The sequence below is a fragment of the Dyella sp. NPDC103356 genome (assembly GCF_055584465.1).
In genome coordinates this window covers 266,958-284,422 of the sequence record NZ_JBVJLZ010000002.1, presented here as the reverse complement: position 1 = coordinate 284,422, position 17,465 = coordinate 266,958, and the positions used below count along the sequence as shown (strand labels likewise).

Here is a 17,465-nt window from a genome sequence, read left to right as displayed (position 1 = left end):
CCGTTTTCCAAATCAGGGAGTGCGGGAATGTTGAAAGCAAAGGGAATGCCTAATTGGCTGCAACAGGCGGCCGTAGCCATAGGCTATGGAATTGTCGGTTATATCGCGCAGCAATTCGTCATTTCACATTTTCAGCCCTACGCGGGGTTGCGGCTCGTTTTACTCCTCGTATTGCCTTATCGATTCTGGCCTGCCCTGGCGGTGGGTGAACTCGCGTCGCTTGGCGCGGTGGCTATCGAGTGCGGGCCGCTGTATGGCTGGGGCTGGGCGGCGTTTCGCGCCTTCCCCACCGTCGTGCTGGCCATGCCCATCATTCAGGCGTTTCGTAATCGCTGGCCGCGGCTGGGTGACAAGGTCTCGGCCAACGTTGCGCCTTTACTGGGCTGCGCGCTCGCCGTATCGGCCGTATGGGCGGCCTACAGCCTGGTGATCTTCTCCATGCTGCGTACGCCGGCCGGATACGTATCGCCGCCCTATCATCTCTTGGCGGAACGTTATTTCCTCGGCCAGTGCGTGGGCATTATCACGCTGACGCCGCTGCTGCTGTGGCTCAATGAAGCGCGGCACAAATCGACCTGGCGTGAACTCTGGAACGAATTCGTTTCCAGCCGGCTGGCGTTGGAAAGCACCGTCATTCTTGTGCCGTCCCTGTTCTTTTTGACCTGGCTGGCGATCAAGGGCAGCGATGAGATTGCGCAAATCGCCCGCATGGCGATGTTCCTGCCTGTGGCGGCGCTCACTCTACGCAATGGTTGGCGTGGTGCAGCCATCGGCAGCGCGCTGGCCAGCATCTGCGTCATTATCGCCATGCCTGCGGCCCGCGATCCGGGCACCGTAGCTGCGCAGGCGTTTATCGCCTTGACCAGCGGCATCTTGCTGTTGCTCGGTAGCCGCATCAGCGCGCTGCATTCGCGCGAGCAGCAGGAACGCATCGACGAGCGGCGCGCCATCCAGCTTGCACAGAGCAGCATCCTGCAAAGCGAACGGCGTCTGCATCAGGCAGCCGAAGCACTGGAAGATATGCGCGACATCATGGCCGTGTCGCAAGACTACATATTCGATCGTTTCCAGCGCTTGTTATCGCCGGCCGAACAGCGCGGCTTCCGCCGGGATGCCGCGCAAACGCAACAGCAGCTCTATCAATTGGCCGGCGGACTTTCGCCGCGCCTTCAGCGCGAGCAAGATTTGCCGGTGACCTTGAGCAATGGCACGCTGGCCCGTGCGCTGGATGAAGCGGGCGTCGCCTATCGTTGCGATGTTCAAAATCGCGCCCCCGGTCAGCTTGGGCCTGCATTGCCCATCGCGCTTTACCGCCTTGCATGCGAAGCGGCACTGCACCTGTGTACGCAATATCACAGCAAACGCATCCATCTGCGCCTGCGCGTTGGCGTCACTGGTGAGCGGGTCTGGGCGCTGATGAGTATCGAAGGTGGCGAAGCCGCCAACGAGCCTTTCATTCGTGGCAGCATGCTGCAGCGCCACCTTGGCGCAAGCGGTATGGATCTCGAAGCGTTACGCGGCCAGGCCAAAGTCTACGGTGGCAACGTAAGAATGCGATCCACCGAAGGCCGCCCGCGTATTACCCTGCTTCTCACAGAAGCTGAAGTTGCATAACGCGCCGAAGCCCGTTACGCAACTTCAACACTCCCACTTTATGTACTGACACGCTCGCCCCATTCTCCATCCCCACTACCCTGGGGCGACGTGGTTACTTTGCTCCAGCAGCAGCCGAAGAGCAGTCTTCCGGGTTCTTGCAGATGCTCGTGCTCATCAGCATGGTGCCGTTGCTGAGCGGAGTCACGGTGACTTGCGTCTGCGAAGTGCTATCGGAATACACCGTCTGCGGCGTACCGGCCTGTACACCCGACGGCACCGGCGCGGCCGGTGTCTGCGGCGTACTCACACGCTGCGAATCCGAACCCAGCGGCAATACCAGGAACTGGCCAGCGGCAGCGGCAACGGCGCCACGCACCTGGCCGTTCGTGTCGTTGACCTGCAGGTAGCGCACACCATCGCGTACGAACACATACACGTGAAAATTCGGACTGGAGCTCACGTCCTGTGCATTCGGCCAGGATTGACCCAGGCCATTGCTCTGCGGGTCATCAGCCAACACCGGCGTGGAAAGTGCCAGCGCAAGCAGACCGGCCATGACGGCAGGGCGGGAGAAGCGATTTTGCGAGTTGATCGAACCGAACATGGCGACGTCCCCTTTAAAGGTGGATGAGAAAAGCCTGGTAAGCCAACCCTACCTGGCGCCAGGAATGTTCCCTGGACTAGTGCCAGCATGGCAAATGGCGACTCGGCAGCGCCATCCGGCACCGCCCCCCGACGTGATGAGAGTCTCAGAATGACCGGCTCTCGAGCCGCAGTTCAGGCCGTTGGTGGCCCCAAACCGGGCGATACATTACCGGTAGCCAAGTGAACAAAATGCTGTAATCAGGCGATTAAAACGCCTGCTATTCATCCTCGACAAGGGTGAATCATCGATGCGATTGGACATCGCACATCGCCCCATCACTGGTGACCCCGGCCCGATTCGAACGGGCGACCTACGCCTTAGGAGGGCGTCGCTCTATCCAGCTGAGCTACGGGGCCATCCGATAAAGGATAGCGGGGAACGGGGATGTGGGGAAAGCACGAGTGGGCAATGGTGGTGTAGTCCTTCCTACTACTCGTCGTCCCGGCGCAGGCCGGGATCCAGTGACTGTGTGATCGGTTATCGCGAGAGCCAACAAGCATCCGCTCTACCGCGAAAACCGGAAACCGAAGCCACTGGATCCCGGCCTGCGCCGGGATGACGATGAAAATTGAGGACGATAAAAACTCCAGGTTCATCGAGGTATTGAAGTCGCTCCTGCAAAAATCCCGGACCCCACTTTTTGCAAAAGCACAAAAATTTGCGGCTCCGTTGGCATTATCGCTATTGATAATGGTTCGCATTCGCGATAACTTGCATGGATTCCCTTGCCGCCTGGCCACCCATGCCCTGCTCCGTCGGATTACTCAACTCGGTTCCGTCGCCCTTGTTGTGCGAGATGTTCGGGCATGCCGGCTACAACTTCGTCGTGCTGGATCTGGAGCATCAACTGCTCTCGCCCGATCAACTTCAGCACGCCATACGCGCCTGCGAACTGGGTCAGTGCGAACCCTGGGTGCGCGTACCCGAAGTCGATGAAAAATTGATCGGACGTGTCTTGGACGCCGGCGCGAGAGGCGTAGTGATTTCGCGTCTGGAAACCGCCGAACAAGCGGAGCGCGCAGTCAAGGCTGCACATTTTCCGCCGTTCGGTCGGCGCGGCATCACCGGCGGTCGAGTCACCGGATTCGGCAAGACCTCGCTTGACGATTACATCGCCTGGACCCGTGACGCCATCCGCGTCGTACCGATGATCGAAAGCGCGGCCGGCGTCGATGCCCTGCCCGCGATCCTTGCCGTGCCAGGCATTTCTCTGGTCATGGAAGGCGCTCTCGATCTCGCGCTCGACATGGGCCTGGGGCCGCACCCCATGCACGAACGCGTCTGGGATCAATTACTGCGCATGGCGGCGTATTGCGATGCTGCAGGCGTGCCTTTGTGCGCCAACCCGCGCGACGAAAAGCAACGCGATTACTGGTTCACACGCAACCCGCGCTGGCTACTCGCCGGCGAAGACCGCGGGCTGCTGATGACGGCGCTGCGCGAACGGCGGCGTGCGCTCCATGTTTCCTCTCCAACTACCGCCGCTTCCTGAAGGATTCAGACCTTGCGTTTCAAGTACCGCCCCCAGTGCCTCAGCGTTGCGATCGGCTGCGCTCTTTTCTGTGCGCAAGCCTACGCCGACGACACGGTCGACAGCTCCAAGCCACGCGATCTGCAGGCCGTTACCGTCCAGGGAAATGTACTGGGCGCATCGAAAGTCGAAGACGTACGCACCTATGCGGGCAGTCGCCAGGTGATCGACCAGAAGACGCTTTCCACCGGCGCGTATCGCTCGCTGGACGACGCCCTGCAGCACGTGCCCGGTGTGAAGATCTTCGACGAGACCGGCACCGGCGTGCTACCGCAGATCATGCTGCGCGGTCTGTATGAGAGCCGCAGTGGCCGTGTGCAGGTGCTGGAAGATGGCATCCCGCTGTCGCTTGCACCGTACGGCCAGACCAGCCTGTCGTTGTTCCCGGTCACCATCAACCAGATCGATCGCATCGACATCGTGCGTGGTGGTGCCGCCGTGCAATACGGTCCGAACAATGTCGGTGGTGTCATCAATCTGGTCAGCAAGCCTATTCCCGAGACCTGGACGACGACGATCGGCGAAAAGATTACCGGCGGCGGCGCAGGGCATTTCCTCAAGGACACCTCCGCGAGCACCGGCGGTTATCTCTCGCCCAATTTTGGCCTGCAACTGGATGCCGATTGGCTCAAGGGCCAGTACTGGCGCGACCACAGCAATACCGACGTCAAGAACGTTCGGCTGCGCACCGAATGGTGGCTGGACGACGACAAGGTGATCAAGGCCGATATCGGCCGCTATGTCGCAAACATGGATATGGCCGGTGCCTTGTCGGTGGCCGATTATCAACAAGACCCGCGTCAGGCAACGCGTCCCTTGGATCGTTTTACCGGGCGTACGACACGTAGCTCGCTCACCTATCAGCAAGACCTCGGCGCCTGGGGTCCTTTCGACCAATCTCAGTTCAACTGGACCAGCTTCGGCGCGGAAAGCTCACGCAATTTCATCGTCGGCATGCGCCGCTTGTCCACGGAAACCTGGCGCTCGGACTTGCCACCGCAGCTGCTGCAGAGCGCGCCGCGCGGCTTCAGCGTCTATGGCACCGAACCGCGCCTGGCCCTGCATATGGAAAGTGGCGGCATAACGCAACAATGGACGGTGGGCGTGCGTGCCGAACGCGAAGACATCGACTTCGTCGTCGGCAACACCGGCTTGGACAATGGCGTCTACACGCTGGTGCGCAACTGGAAGTTCAAGGACCGCGCCCTGGCCGCTTACGTGAGCGATGCCATCGGCTTCTTCGACGACCGCCTCACCGTAACGCCCGGCGTGCGCTACGAACATCTGGACTCGAACTATCACGATCTGGTCAGCGGCAAGACCACGCAGAACAACATCCGCAACGGCCTGCCCGGTCTGACTATCGGCTACAAACTCGCGCCGAAATGGTACGTCTATGCCGATGCGCAGCGCTCGCTGCGCCCGCCGCAGGTGACGCAGATCGTCTTCGGCGACGATCTCAATTCGGAGCTGGCATGGAACTATGAGGCCGGCGCGCGCTATTTCCCGAGCGAAGGCACCAGCCTCAATGTCGATGTGTACCGTATCGACTTCGATAACCAGATTGCACTCGACAACACCACGCGCACCTACGCCAATCTCGGCAAGACGCGGCATCAGGGTGCGGAAGCCCAATTCGAATGGAGTCCGCTCGGCCTGCGCCAGCTCAAGCTCGACCTCGGCTATGCCTATCTGGATGCCAGCCAGCAGTCCGGGCAATACGCCGGCCTGCGCGTTCCCTACACCTCGCGCAATCAATTCAATCTGGGCGCCTCGTACGAACTGGACCGCACCGTGTTCGCGCTGAACGGCTATTACTTCAGCAGCGCATTTACCGATGCTGCCAATACCAAGCTGGAAAACGCCATTGCATCGGTGGGCGAGCTGCCTTCTTACGCGGTATGGAATGCCCAGGTGACGCACACCTTCCTGCGCGTCAACGACACCACGCTCAAGGGGTCACTGGCGGTGAATAACCTGTTCGATCGTCGCTATTACTTCCGCGGTATCGACACCAGTCCGTGGGGCCGAGAACCCGCTCCCGGGCGCACGGTCACAGCCGGCGTGGAGCTGACCTTCTAATCTTGAGTAAAAGTCGCGCGGCCATTCCCCCATGGGCCGCGCGCAGGACAACTTAATCTCCCACTAGGCGAAGCTGGTTATGGATATTTCCCCGCTTGTCATCCTTACGCACGTCCGGCATGCCGCCGTTACCGAGGGTTTCCTGCCCGCCGCCCATCGATTGGGCTTGCCAGTCGTACTGGTTACCGACCATCGCTTGGATCATCTGCATTATTTCAGCTCAATTACAGATAATGCACCGTTACAGATAATCGAATGCGACGTTTTTAATCCGCTGAGTGTTATCGACGCTTTACGCAGTGCCGGCATTCGCCCGGCCGCGGTTTTCTCCAATAGCGATCATCTGCAAACAGCTACTGCGCTTGTTGCTACAAGCTTTGGGCTGCCCGCAAAAGATTGGCGGATCTGTTACGCGGCCAAGAACAAGGCGGCCATGCGCGAACGCCTGCAAGAGCTGGGCTTGCCCACGCCGTGGTTTCACAGTCTCGCACCCGGCCAATCGCTGCCGCAAAACACACCCTGGCCGGTGATTGCCAAGCCACGGGAAGGCGTGGCCAGCCTGGACGTAAAACTCTGTGCCGACGAGCTGGCCTTGCGTGAGTATCTCGATACCTTCTGGCAACGTTACCCGGGACGCACGGTGCTGCTGGAAGCGTTCCTCGAAGGGCCGTTGTTCACTCTGGAAACCTTGAGCGACGGCGAACGTATCGATGTGATCGGCGGCTTCGACGTCACCCTGTCCGAGCCGCCCCATTTCATCGAACTGGAAGCGCGCTGGAACGGCGATGCGGTCAAACGCGGGCAGGAAAAAGCGCTAGCGCAGGTCAGGGCATTCGGCATCGGCTTTGGCGTCTGCCACAGCGAATTCATTCTGACGGCGCAAGGACCCGTGCTGGTCGAGATCAACTATCGCAGCATCGGCGACGGCCGGGAATTCATGCTCGATCGCATGTTCGAACGGCAATGGTTCGAAACCATCCTGCGCCTGCACCGCGGCGAGCGCCTTGCGCTACCGGAGGCGACGCGCGATCACGCCCTGGTACGTTACTACGTCGCCCGGCAGGAAGGTCGACTGGCTTCGGCCAGCACCGATCAAAGCCACGCCGCCCCCTTGGGTCACAGCGATTACCGCAGCCTGCGCCAGGCCGGAGACGACATCCGCCTGTCGTATTCGAACAAGGACTATCTGGGCATCCTGCACGTTGTCGCCGACAACGAAGATGCTCTGCACCACACCTTGCATGTCGCCGAAGCGCAACTGCATTGGGACATTGCTGCCGAGCAGACATCGGCTGAGGCGGGTTCATGAACGCCCAGCTCGATACCCAGCGGGATAACCTGCTCGATGCCGACGAGGCCTATATCGCGCGACGGATCATCGATACCTGCTTGCGCGAAAACCTGCGCGACATCGTGCGTCTTGGACAGGCGACGACACCGAACAACACCATCGTGGATGCATGGCCGCATGCGCTTCCCGCCTTGTGGTGGCGCATTGCGCACCTGCCTGGTGGCGTCATCTGGATGCCTGTCATGCGAAGTGACTACATGCAGGACATCGGTGCGATCAGCCACGGATGGATGCGCGAGCAGAACGGTACGGCGCACTACGAAGAAGGTGCTACCGAATGGCTACACCTCCTGAGCGAAGGTCTCGACGAGCAAACGCGCGCGCTGCATCGCCAATATGCCGACGAGGCGGCTTGTGCCGCGGCACACCGCAGCTTGTCCCGCGAAGGCTTTGCCCGGCACAGCGCTCAGCTTGCGCAGGCACTGACCCATGACGATGCCTTCGAGCGCGCCCTGCTGTGCGACCAGGTGGCCAGCCATCGCGACCATCCTTTTTATCCGACCGCACGGGCCAAGTCGGGCTTCGATGCAAGCGACCTCCACGCGTACGCGCCCGAATTCGCGCCGGTCTTCGAACTGCGCTGGCTGGCCGTTCCTCGCAATGTACTGACCTTGACCACCGCGCCACCGGACTTCTGGCCAACGATGGCCATGCTGGGGCTATCGGCAGACATGGACGCCACGCATGGCGCGCTTCCAGTACATCCATTGAACTGGGCGCGCCTGGACGACTTTGGCCTGCCGCCTGGCAGCGTACGCGCACCGCAGGCATATCTGGCCGTGCGACCGACGCTTTCCGTGCGCACGGTGATGCCGGTCGACCATCCGCGCCATCACATCAAGCTACCGCTGTTGATGCGCACGCTCGGCGCGCTCAACCTGCGCCTGATCAAGCCCTCGACGATCTACGACGGCCATTGGTTCGAGCAGGTGCTCAACGCGATTGGCGAGCACGATGAAAAGCTGCGCTCCCGCTATATCCACGTCGACGAATCGCATGGCGGACACGTGGACGACGCACGGCACCTGGCATATATCGTGCGCACCTATCCGGCGCTGGACAGCGAAACCATTCTTCCGGTGGCCGCACTTTGCGCGTCGATGCCGGACCAGCGCCCCTTGGCGGTGCACATCGCCGATCGTTATTACAACGGCGATGTACTGGCCTGGTGGCGCGAGTACGCAGCGCTGCTGTGCGACGTGCACCTGCGGCTATGGTTGCGACACGGCGTGGCGCTGGAATCCAACCAACAAAACGCGGTACTGATCTATCAAGCGGGCATCGCTCCACGATTGCTCATGAAGGACAACGACGCCGCGCGCACGCTGGTGCCGCGCCTGCTGGCCGAGCTGCCCGAACTCGAACGGCTGGGACTGCCGCGCGACGAGCGCATCGTGGTGAGCGACGACGATGCCCTGGGCCGCATGTTCTGCACCATTACCCTGCAACTTTGCCTGCTTGCCGTATTGGAAGGCATCGCGGCATACGAACCGACCTCGCGCCAGCCGTTCTACCAGGTGCTTGGCGACACGCTCGACAACACGCTCGCCACGCTGCAGGACGAAGGCATCGATGTACAGCCTGCACGTCGACTGCTTGCCGCCGACCGGTTGCCGGTGAAATACCTGCTCAGCGCGGGCAGCCTGCTCAGCAAGCAGGCGACGGGTGCCACTGACATCAACAAGTTCTACGGCGACAGCGGACCTAACTTCCTGCTCAACCCACAACTACGCGGCGGAGCACGCTGATGCGCGTGCTCGGCCCCGTTCTGACCGCACATTATCTGGCGGCATTCACCGCGCTCGGCATGCCGGTATTCATGCCGCGCGTACTTGAACAATTGGCGCCGCACGCCCCTAACTGGCTGGCGGGTGCGTTGTATGTCTTGCCGACCCTCTGTACGGCGCTCACGGCAACGACATGGGGGCGGCTCGCTGACCGCTACGGCCGCAAGCTCTCGCTATTGCGTGCGCAGGCAGGACTGGCCCTGGGTTTTGTGCTCGCCGGCTTCGCCCCCAACCTGGCCTGGTTCATGCTCGCCCTGGTTATCCAGGGCACCTGTGGCGGTTCGCTCGCGGCCGCTAACGCCTATCTCTCGACGCAGTTCAGCGCCGGCAATACGCAAACCACATTGGCGCGCGCCCTGGACTGGACGCAGTTCTCTGCGCGATTGGCGATGGTGACCGCGCCCGCCCTGCTCGGCATTGCCACTGGCTGGGGGTTGGCGCAGGAACTCTATCGCTATCTCGCCTTGTTGCCGCTGCTGGCATTTGTCGTGACGCTGACCTTGCCGACCGATAGTGTCGCCACGCCGACATCTTCGTCGCGAAAGTCCGCACTACCCGAACGCGCCTGGCAAAGCTGGAGCGGGCTGCTTACGGTGCAGTTTCTGTTCTATTTCGCCATGGTGGTGACGTTCCCGTATTTCATCCCCTACAGCGAACACCTCGGCATCGGTCACGACAGCGCTGCTGGTGTGCTCTATAGCCTGCCGCACCTGGTCTATCTGATCGCCCTGCCCTGGTGGCGCGGCTCGGCATTGGCGCCGCAACGCCCTCTGCTGATCGGACTGTGCCTGTTCTCGATCGCCTGCCTTGCACAGGCATGGATGAGCGAACCGCTGTGGCTGGCACCCGCGCGCTGCCTCTATGGCGCCGGCATGCTGCTGGCCATCGGCGGCTTGAATCGTGCCCTGGGCGCGCGTGCCGGCGGTAGCGCTGCCGGTCGCATCTTCGGTCTGTTCGATGCCTGCGGCAAGTGGGCCGGCGCCTGCGGCGGCCTGATCGCCGGCGCGCTGGTGCAGCGTTTCGGACTGTCCACGCCTTTTGTCGCCGCCACGCTTGCCGGCCTCGCCGCCGCGTGCACGGCCGCCTATGTCTTCCGTCCCCAGAAGAGGCAGCTCTATGTCCCCGCAAGCGATGCGTGAACAGTGGCACCAGGCCCAGGCCGAATCGCAGGCGATCGCCTGCTGGCTCAACTGCTATCTGCGTGAATTCGCGCTACCGCGCGAACAGGTCGACCTGGATTACCGCGGACTCGACATGCCCGCCGGTTTGCTGCTTGGCGATGGTCAGGTAGTGCGTATTCACTTTGCCGATGCCGGCCACCTGCTGTGCATACGTGTGGCGCGCGTCAGCGTATTGGGTCGTTGCGACTACCTGTCTGCGCCGTATGTGAAGCGCCCGGGTGAAGCATGGCGTTGTGTCGACGCCGCAGCGGTCGTGCACTTCCTGCTGGAGCGCCTGGCGCCCGAATGCGGTTTCAACAACGAGCTGCTCGGCCAGACCCTCAACAGCATCGAGATCGCAAGCCGGCTGCTCGCGCTCTCGCTGGAGGCGCCACGATCCGGCGATGCACTGCTCGATGCCGAACAAGGCATGTTGTGGGGACACGCTTTGCATCCCACGCCCAAGAGCCGCGAAGGCCTGCCGGTGTCTGTGGCGCTCGACGCCTCTCCCGAAGCGCGCACGCGCGTTCCGCTGTACTGGTTCCGCATCGATCCGCGCCTGTTGCGCAGCTACGGGCGTGACGTGCGTTCGACGCTGGAACACGTCGCGGGCGAAGCGCATCTCTACCCATGCCACCCCTGGGAAGCGCAGCGCCTGCTCGCCCAGCCGCTGATGCAACAAGCCATCGAACACGGCTGGATCGAGCCGGTGGGCGCTGTCGGAAAGGCCCTTTACCCGACCTCGTCCGTGCGCACCATGTATCACCCCGAGCTCGATTATTTCCTGAAGCTGTCCATTCATGTGCGCCTGACCAACTGCGTACGCAAGAACGCCTGGTACGAACTGGAAAGTGCGGTGGTCCTGACCGATCTCCTCGCGCCGTCCTGGCAGGAAGTGAGGTCGAAAGTACCCGGCTTCGACGTGATGCCGGAGCCGGCCGCGACCACGCTGGATTTCAGTCCGCTATCGGACGATAGCGACGCCTTGCGCGACATGACCGAGAGCTTCGGCATGCTCTATCGCGAAAACCTGCCGGCGCTGCAACGCATGTACTACCAGCCGCAGGTCGCCGGTGCGTTGTTCACTACCGACCGCCATGGCAAGAGTGTCTGCCGCCAGCACGTGGAAAGTCTGGGCGGTCACTACGCGAGCATGGCCCAGGCATGGTTCGAAGCCTATGCGTCGTTGTTGCTCGATGGCATCTGGCTGGCGTTTTTTGGACACGGCATCATTCTGGAGCCGCACCTGCAGAACACCCTCGTCGGTTTCGAACGCGGCATGCCGGCCCGCGTCTGGGTGCGCGATCTGGAAGGCACCAAGCTGGTCGACAGTTTCTGGCCGAACCATCGCTTGGGCGAGCTTTCGCCACGGGCACGCGCATCGGTGCACTACTCGGCCGGGCTCGGCTGGAAACGCGTGGCTTATTGCGCCCTGGTCAACAATCTCGCCGAGGCGATCTTTCATCTTGCCGGTTGCGATCACGCGCTCGAACAACGCCTATGGCAATCGATCGCCGACATCGCCGAACGCTGGCAGCAGCGTCATGGTTGCCAGGCCTTGCTGCAGGGTTTGATCGAGGGCGACGCGCTGCCCAGCAAGAACAATCTGCGTACGCGACTGTTCAAGCGCGCCGATCGCGACTCCGATTACACCGGGCTGCCCAATCCCATGCTCCGCCCCGCCCGCACACGAGTGGCCGCATGAACACCAGCGATTCGCTGCCGCGCGTGCGCGCCGCCGTCGACCGACTACGCGTCGAGTCGGGCGAGCCCGTTTGTGCCTATGTCTACGATCTCGACGCCTTGCAGCGCCATGTCCGCTGGATGCGCGCGGCGCTTCCCGAGGGCTGCGAGCTTTACTACGCGGCCAAGGCCAATGCCGAAGCGCCGATCCTGGACACATTGGCGCCGTGGGTCGACGGTTTCGAAGCGGCATCCGGCGGCGAGTTGCGCTGGTTGCGCCAGGCCCAGCCCGGCAAGCCGCTATTGTTCGGCGGCCCCGGCAAGCTCGATAGCGAGCTCGAACTGGCACTCGACCAACCCGGCTGCACCTTGCATGTGGAAAGCCTGGGCGAACTCCACCGACTAGCCGCCATCGCCGAACGTCTCGGCTGCAAGGCATCGATCTTCCTGCGTATGAATATCGGCGTGCCGGGCATGGGCGATACGCGGCTGATGATGGGCGGCAAGCCCACACCCTTCGGGCTGGACGAGGCCGACCTCCCTGCTGCTCTGGAAGCCTTGCGCGGTTATCCGCAACTGCATCTGGAGGGCTTCCACTTTCATCTGATGTCGCACCAGCGCGATGCCGGCGCGCAGCTCATGCTGGTCCGCGCCTATCTGGATATCGTGAACCGCTGGCAAGAGGCATACGGGATCAAGGTGCAAGTCGTGAATGCCGGCGGCGGTTTTGGCGTGGACTATGGCGAGCCAGCCCGCTCATTCGACTGGCTCGACTTCTGCGAAGGCCTCAAACGCCTGCTGAGCGAACGCCAGGAAGCACTGCGCCTGCGTTTCGAACCGGGCCGCTATGTCAGCGTCGGCTGCGGCTGGTACGTCATGGAAGTGCTCGATATCAAGCGCAGCCACGGCGAGTACTTTGCGGTGGCGCGTGGCGGCACCCACCACTTCCGTACGCCGCCTGCCCAGGGACACGACCATCCCTTTGTGGTGTTGCGCGGCACGCAGCAGCCGGTCGTCCAGGACACGCGCGTCACCCTGGTCGGGCAGCTCTGCACCCCGAAGGACGTGCTCGCCCGGCAACAGCCGATCGCCGCGCTGGCCCCCGGCGACTGCCTGGCGTTTTCCCTGGCCGGTGCCTATGCCTGGAATATCTCGCACCAGAATTTCCTGATGCATCCCCCGCCGCAGATGGTGTTTCTGGATAGCGGGCTCCCTGGGGTCGCCGGCTAGCCCCATTCCTGAACAGGCCGGCCTGCTAGAATTGGCGTTTCCCCGGCGCCGAACGGCGCCTTGTCGGCTTCAGGAGTAGGCATGTCGCACGAAATCCTCAAAGCGCTCGGTCTGGGCAGCGAGCAGTCCGGTACGTATCTCGGCCAGGGCGAGTGGTCCAAGACCACCGACGCCGGCCACCTGCAGCCGGTCAATCCGGCCACGGGCGAGGTTATCGCCAGCGTCCACGCCTCCAGCGCCGCCGACTACGAAGTGATCGTCAAGCGCGCCCAGGAGGCCTTCAAGGTCTGGCGCGTCACGCCCGCCCCGCAGCGCGGCGAAGCGGTCCGCCTGTGCGGCGAAGCGCTGCGCAAGCACAAGGACGCACTCGGCTCGCTGGTCGCCCTGGAAATGGGCAAGATCAAGCCCGAGGGCGATGGCGAAGTGCAGGAAATGATCGATATCGCCGATTTCGCCGTGGGCCAGAGCCGCATGCTGTACGGCTACACGATGCATTCGGAGCGTCCGGGCCACCGCATGTACGAGCAGTACCAGCCGCTCGGCCTGGTCGGCATCATCAGCGCCTTCAATTTCCCGGTAGCGGTATGGGCCTGGAACGCCATGCTGGCCGCCATCTGTGGCGACATCTGCATCTGGAAGCCGTCGCCCAAGACCCCGCTGTCGGCCATCGCCACGCTGAAGATCTGCAACGATGCCCTGAAGGCCGCCGGTTATCCGGATCTGTTCTTCCTGTTCAACGATGCCGGTACCGATCTGTCCCAGACCTTCGTCGACGACAAGCGCATTCCGCTGATCAGCTTTACCGGCTCGACCAAGGTCGGCCGCCAGGTCGGTGAGCGCGTTGCCAAGCGCATGGGTCGCTCGCTGCTGGAGCTGGGCGGCAACAACGCCATCATCGTGGACGAAACCGCCGACCTGAAACTGGCGATCCCGGCGATCGTGTTCGGCGCCGTCGGCACCGCCGGCCAGCGCTGCACCACCACGCGCCGCCTGTTCGTGCACGAGTCGATCATCGACGACGTCACCGAAAAGCTGGTCACGGCGTACAAGCAGGTCGAAGGCAAGATCGGTGACCCGACCCTGGCCACCACGCTGATGGGTCCGCTCAATAGCCAGGACGCAGTCAAGGCCTATCTGGCTGCGGTCGAAAAGGCCAAGGCGACGGGCGGCACCGTGCGTACCGGCGGCGCTGCGTTGAGCGACCGCAAGGGTAACTTCGTGCTGCCGACCATCGTCACCGGCGTCAAGAACGCCGACGAGGTCGTGCAGACCGAAACCTTCGCGCCGATTCTCTACGTCATGCCGTTCAAGACGCTCGACGAAGCGATCGAACTGCAGAACGGCGTGCCACAGGGTCTGTCCTCGTCGATCTTCACGCAGAACCTGAAGTCGGCCGAGCAGTATCTGTCGTCAGCCGGTTCGGATTGCGGTATCGCCAACGTCAATATCGGCACCTCGGGTGCGGAAATCGGCGGCGCGTTCGGTGGCGAGAAGGAAACCGGCGGTGGTCGCGAGTCGGGTTCGGATGCGTGGAAGGTCTATATGCGTCGCCAGACCAACACGATCAATTACTCCAATTCGCTACCGCTGGCGCAGGGCATCAAGTTCGATCTTTGAGTCCATAAACACGCATAGCCTTTCCTACTCGTCATCCCGGCGCAGGCCGGGACCCAGTGACTTCGGTTATCAGTTTTTGCGAACAGGCTGAAGCGTTCGCGTTGGTGCGACAACCGACTTATAACGCCACTGGGTCCCGGCCTACGCCGGGATGACGAATAGGAAGGAAAGCCGATCCATTGAGGCCGCATGTCACCCACCTCCCCCGCAGCTTTCGATTTCCGCAACTACCGCATCGTAGTTGCCGGCGGCAGTCGTGGTATCGGTCGCAGCATCGCCTTGGCATTTGCCCACGCCGGCGCGGCCGTATCGATTTGCGCACGCGGACAAACGGCACTCGATGAAACACGCACCGCCATCGCCGCAACGGGTGCCGTAGCGCACGCCGCATCCTGCGACCTGGCCGACGGCAAGGCCATCGAAGGCTATATCGAACAAGCTGCTGCAACGCTTGGCGGGATCGATGTCTTGATCAACAACGCCAGCGGATACGGTTTCAGCGACGACGACGAAGGCTGGGCCGCCGGATTCAACGTTGACCTGATGGCGGCCGTGCGCGCGTCGCGTTACGCGCTGCCGTATCTGAAAGCCTCATCGCACGCGAGCATCGTGCATACCTCGTCGATCGCCGCCTTCCATCCGGGCGTACGCGGGCCGGCCTATGCCGCGGTCAAGGCGGCGCTCAATCAATACACCACGTCGCAGGCGCTCGCGTTGGCACCGGACCGCATCCGCGTCAACGCGGTCGCACCCGGCTCGATCGAATTCCCCGACGGCCTGTGGGACAAGCGCAGGACCGAAGCGCCGGAGCTTTATCGCAGCATCCTGGCAAAGATTCCGTTCGGCCGTTACGGTCGACCGGAAGATATCGCCCATGCGGTGCTGTTTCTCGCTTCGCCCTGGGCGGGCTGGATTACCGGCCAGACGCTATGCGTCGATGGCGGCCAATTGCTTACCGGGTAACGAGCATGTCCCATCTCAACGCCACCGAACGTTTCAGCGACCGCGTCGACGACTATGTGCGTTATCGGCCGGACTATCCGCCTGCTCTGCTCGACTGGCTGCACAAGACGCAAGGTGTCACCGCCAGCTGGCAGGTGGCCGATATCGGTGCCGGCACCGGCATTTCCAGCAAGATGTTTCTCGATGCCGGCCACCGTGTTGTCGCGGTCGAGCCGAACGCTTCGATGCGTGGCGCCGCCGAACGCTGGCTGGCCGACTATCCCGGCTTCAGCACCACCGATGGCCAGGCCGATGCCAGCAAGCTCGATAGCCACAGCATCGACCTGATTTCGGTCGCACAGGCCTTTCATTGGTTCGAGCCGGAAGCGACGCGCACCGAGTTCAAGCGCATCCTGCGCCCCGGCGGGCTGGTGGCGATCTATTGGAATTCTCGCCTGCTTGTCGGCACGCCGTTTCGCGAAGGCTACGAGAACTTGTTGAAAACCTATGGCACGGACTATGTCACGGTCGCCGAGCGCTATGCCGACGACGCGTTCATGCGCGAATGGTTTGGCAGCGGCTACCGTGGCACGGCGCATTTCGATCACGGCCAGCGGGTGGATTTCGACCAGCTGCGTGGTCGCCTGATGTCTTCGTCGTATGCTCCCAAACCGGGCCATATCAACCACGAGCCGATGATGGTCGCGCTGCGCGAACTGTTCGATGCTTGCGCGGACGATGGCCGCGTCAGCTTCGATTACGACACCCGCGTCTACATCGGCAGCTTCGAGTAACGACATGTACGAAAAACTACGCCCCCTGCTGTTCATGCTCGATCCGGAAGCCGCGCATCATCTGACGATGTACGGTCTGGGCGTAGCCCAGCGAAGCAACCTTGCCCATCTGATCGCCAAGCCACCGGCAGAGTTGCCGACGACGGCTTTCGGCATACGGTTCCCGCATCCGGTCGGGCTTGCCGCCGGACTAGACAAGAACGCCGACTACCTCGATGCATTGGGCACGCTCGGCTTCGGCTTTATCGAAGTCGGGACTACCACGCCACGGCCACAGCCCGGCAACGATAAGCCGCGCATGTTCCGCCTGCCCAACCACGAAGCCGTGATCAATCGCCTCGGCTTCAATAACGACGGCGTCGATGCCCTGGTGCGCAACGTGCAGCGGTCGAGCTATCGCGGCGTGCTGGGCATCAATATCGGCAAGAACAAGGACACGCCGAACGAACGCGCGGTCGACGACTACCTGTTCTGCCTGGAACGCGTCTATGCGCATGCCAGCTACATCACGGTGAATATCTCATCGCCAAATACGCAAGGCCTGCGCGATCTGCAGGAAGAAGCCACACTGCGCCGCTTTATCGAAACGCTGCGCGAAGCACAGGAAAAGCTCGGCTCGCAAAGTGGTACGCGCAAGCCGATGCTGTTGAAGATCGCACCCGATCTATCCGAAACCGAACTCGACGCCATCGCCGAGGTGCTTCTGCAGGCCAAGGTCGACGGCGTGATCTGCACCAACACCACGATCGATCGCAGCGCGGTGACTGGCGACCCGAATGCACAGCAAGCCGGCGGCCTTTCCGGTAAACCCTTGTTCGCGCGTTCTACCGAAGTGCTGCGCGGCATGCGTCAGCGATTGGGCAAGGACATCGGCATTGTTGGGGTGGGCGGCATTCTCGACGGCGACAATGCGTCGGAAAAAATCGCTGCCGGCGCCAACCTGGTCCAGCTTTACTCTGGCCTGGTCTATCGCGGCCCACATCTGATCGGCGAATGCGTCGAAGAAATTCGCCGCCAGCATGGAGCCGCGCATGCGGGCTGAAGTT

The 17,465-nt window shown here is 62.3% G+C and carries 13 protein-coding genes and 1 tRNA gene; 12 read left to right on the top strand and 2 right to left on the bottom strand.

Going from position 1 to position 17,465, the window contains the following annotated elements:
• Window positions 1-27: 27 nt before the first annotated feature.
• The gene (locus tag ACZ6WW_RS04640; RefSeq protein WP_465273178.1) at window positions 28-1,614 is read left to right on the top strand and encodes an MASE1 domain-containing protein; all 1,587 of its coding nucleotides are present in this window, start codon (window positions 28-30) and stop codon (window positions 1,612-1,614) included.
• A gap of 94 nt (window positions 1,615-1,708) precedes the next feature.
• Here the strand turns inward: ACZ6WW_RS04640 and ACZ6WW_RS04635 are convergent, their stop codons facing one another.
• Window positions 1,709-2,200 (bottom strand): hypothetical protein, encoded by a 492-nt coding sequence (locus ACZ6WW_RS04635; RefSeq protein ID WP_281848255.1) that lies wholly within the window; start codon window positions 2,198-2,200, stop codon window positions 1,709-1,711.
• A 321-nt stretch (window positions 2,201-2,521) separates the two neighbouring features.
• Window positions 2,522-2,598, bottom strand: a tRNA-Arg gene (locus tag ACZ6WW_RS04630).
• Window positions 2,599-2,984: 386 nt separating this feature from the next.
• Between ACZ6WW_RS04630 and ACZ6WW_RS04625 the strand changes: the two genes are divergently transcribed.
• The 11 genes from ACZ6WW_RS04625 to ACZ6WW_RS04575 all read left to right on the top strand — a co-directional run bounded on the left by ACZ6WW_RS04625 (window position 2,985) and on the right by ACZ6WW_RS04575 (window position 17,461).
• Window positions 2,985-3,734, top strand: a complete 750-nt coding sequence (locus tag ACZ6WW_RS04625; protein ID WP_465273560.1) for an HpcH/HpaI aldolase family protein — start codon at window positions 2,985-2,987, stop codon at window positions 3,732-3,734.
• A 51-nt stretch (window positions 3,735-3,785) separates the two neighbouring features.
• Entirely contained in the window at window positions 3,786-5,855 is a 2,070-nt protein-coding gene (locus tag ACZ6WW_RS04620) for a TonB-dependent receptor family protein (protein ID WP_465273559.1), read from the top strand.
• 79 nt (window positions 5,856-5,934) lie between these two features.
• Window positions 5,935-7,164 carry an ATP-grasp domain-containing protein gene (locus tag ACZ6WW_RS04615; RefSeq protein WP_465273177.1) on the top strand — a complete coding sequence of 410 codons (1,230 nt, stop codon included), beginning with the start codon at window positions 5,935-5,937 and terminating at the stop codon, window positions 7,162-7,164.
• The gene (locus ACZ6WW_RS04610) at window positions 7,161-8,954 is read left to right on the top strand and encodes an IucA/IucC family protein (RefSeq protein WP_465273176.1); all 1,794 of its coding nucleotides are present in this window, start codon (window positions 7,161-7,163) and stop codon (window positions 8,952-8,954) included. The genes ACZ6WW_RS04615 and ACZ6WW_RS04610 overlap by 4 nt, the downstream gene beginning before the upstream one ends.
• On the top strand, window positions 8,951-10,132 hold the full coding sequence (locus ACZ6WW_RS04605) for an MFS transporter (protein ID WP_465273558.1): 1,182 nt from the start codon (window positions 8,951-8,953) through the stop codon (window positions 10,130-10,132). Before ACZ6WW_RS04610 ends, ACZ6WW_RS04605 begins: the two co-directional genes overlap by 4 nt.
• Window positions 10,110-11,858, top strand: a complete 1,749-nt coding sequence (locus tag ACZ6WW_RS04600; protein ID WP_465273175.1) for an IucA/IucC family protein — start codon at window positions 10,110-10,112, stop codon at window positions 11,856-11,858. The genes ACZ6WW_RS04605 and ACZ6WW_RS04600 overlap by 23 nt, the downstream gene beginning before the upstream one ends.
• On the top strand, window positions 11,855-13,066 hold the full coding sequence (locus tag ACZ6WW_RS04595; protein WP_465273174.1) for a type III PLP-dependent enzyme: 1,212 nt from the start codon (window positions 11,855-11,857) through the stop codon (window positions 13,064-13,066). The genes ACZ6WW_RS04600 and ACZ6WW_RS04595 overlap by 4 nt, the downstream gene beginning before the upstream one ends.
• 81 nt (window positions 13,067-13,147) lie before the next feature.
• On the top strand, window positions 13,148-14,683 hold the full coding sequence (amaB, locus tag ACZ6WW_RS04590; RefSeq protein ID WP_281848249.1) for an L-piperidine-6-carboxylate dehydrogenase: 1,536 nt from the start codon (window positions 13,148-13,150) through the stop codon (window positions 14,681-14,683).
• A 189-nt stretch (window positions 14,684-14,872) separates the two neighbouring features.
• Window positions 14,873-15,646: an SDR family NAD(P)-dependent oxidoreductase gene (locus tag ACZ6WW_RS04585; protein ID WP_465273173.1), complete on the top strand. Its 774-nt coding sequence runs from the start codon at window positions 14,873-14,875 to the stop codon at window positions 15,644-15,646.
• 5 nt (window positions 15,647-15,651) lie between these two features.
• Entirely contained in the window at window positions 15,652-16,419 is a 768-nt protein-coding gene (locus tag ACZ6WW_RS04580; protein WP_465273172.1) for a class I SAM-dependent methyltransferase, read from the top strand.
• Window positions 16,420-16,423: 4 nt separating this feature from the next.
• Window positions 16,424-17,461: a quinone-dependent dihydroorotate dehydrogenase gene (locus ACZ6WW_RS04575; protein WP_465273171.1), complete on the top strand. Its 1,038-nt coding sequence runs from the start codon at window positions 16,424-16,426 to the stop codon at window positions 17,459-17,461.
• Window positions 17,462-17,465 lie beyond the last annotated feature (4 nt).

Excerpts from the sequence above, each read along its gene's own strand:
- amaB (WP_281848249.1), top strand. The coding sequence starts at position 13,148 with ATGTCGCACGAAATCCTCAAAGCGCTCGGTCTGGGCAGCGAGCAGTCC.
- ACZ6WW_RS04625 (WP_465273560.1), top strand. The coding sequence starts at position 2,985 with ATGCCCTGCTCCGTCGGATTACTCAACTCGGTTCCGTCGCCCTTGTTG.
- ACZ6WW_RS04615 (WP_465273177.1), top strand. The coding sequence starts at position 5,935 with ATGGATATTTCCCCGCTTGTCATCCTTACGCACGTCCGGCATGCCGCC.
- ACZ6WW_RS04600 (WP_465273175.1), top strand. The coding sequence starts at position 10,110 with ATGTCCCCGCAAGCGATGCGTGAACAGTGGCACCAGGCCCAGGCCGAA.
- ACZ6WW_RS04585 (WP_465273173.1), top strand. The coding sequence starts at position 14,873 with ATGTCACCCACCTCCCCCGCAGCTTTCGATTTCCGCAACTACCGCATC.
- ACZ6WW_RS04580 (WP_465273172.1), top strand. The coding sequence starts at position 15,652 with ATGTCCCATCTCAACGCCACCGAACGTTTCAGCGACCGCGTCGACGAC.
- ACZ6WW_RS04595 (WP_465273174.1), top strand. The coding sequence starts at position 11,855 with ATGAACACCAGCGATTCGCTGCCGCGCGTGCGCGCCGCCGTCGACCGA.
- ACZ6WW_RS04610 (WP_465273176.1), top strand. The coding sequence starts at position 7,161 with ATGAACGCCCAGCTCGATACCCAGCGGGATAACCTGCTCGATGCCGAC.
- ACZ6WW_RS04635 (WP_281848255.1), bottom strand. The coding sequence starts at position 2,200 with ATGTTCGGTTCGATCAACTCGCAAAATCGCTTCTCCCGCCCTGCCGTC.
- ACZ6WW_RS04640 (WP_465273178.1), top strand. The coding sequence starts at position 28 with ATGTTGAAAGCAAAGGGAATGCCTAATTGGCTGCAACAGGCGGCCGTA.
- ACZ6WW_RS04575 (WP_465273171.1), top strand. The coding sequence starts at position 16,424 with ATGTACGAAAAACTACGCCCCCTGCTGTTCATGCTCGATCCGGAAGCC.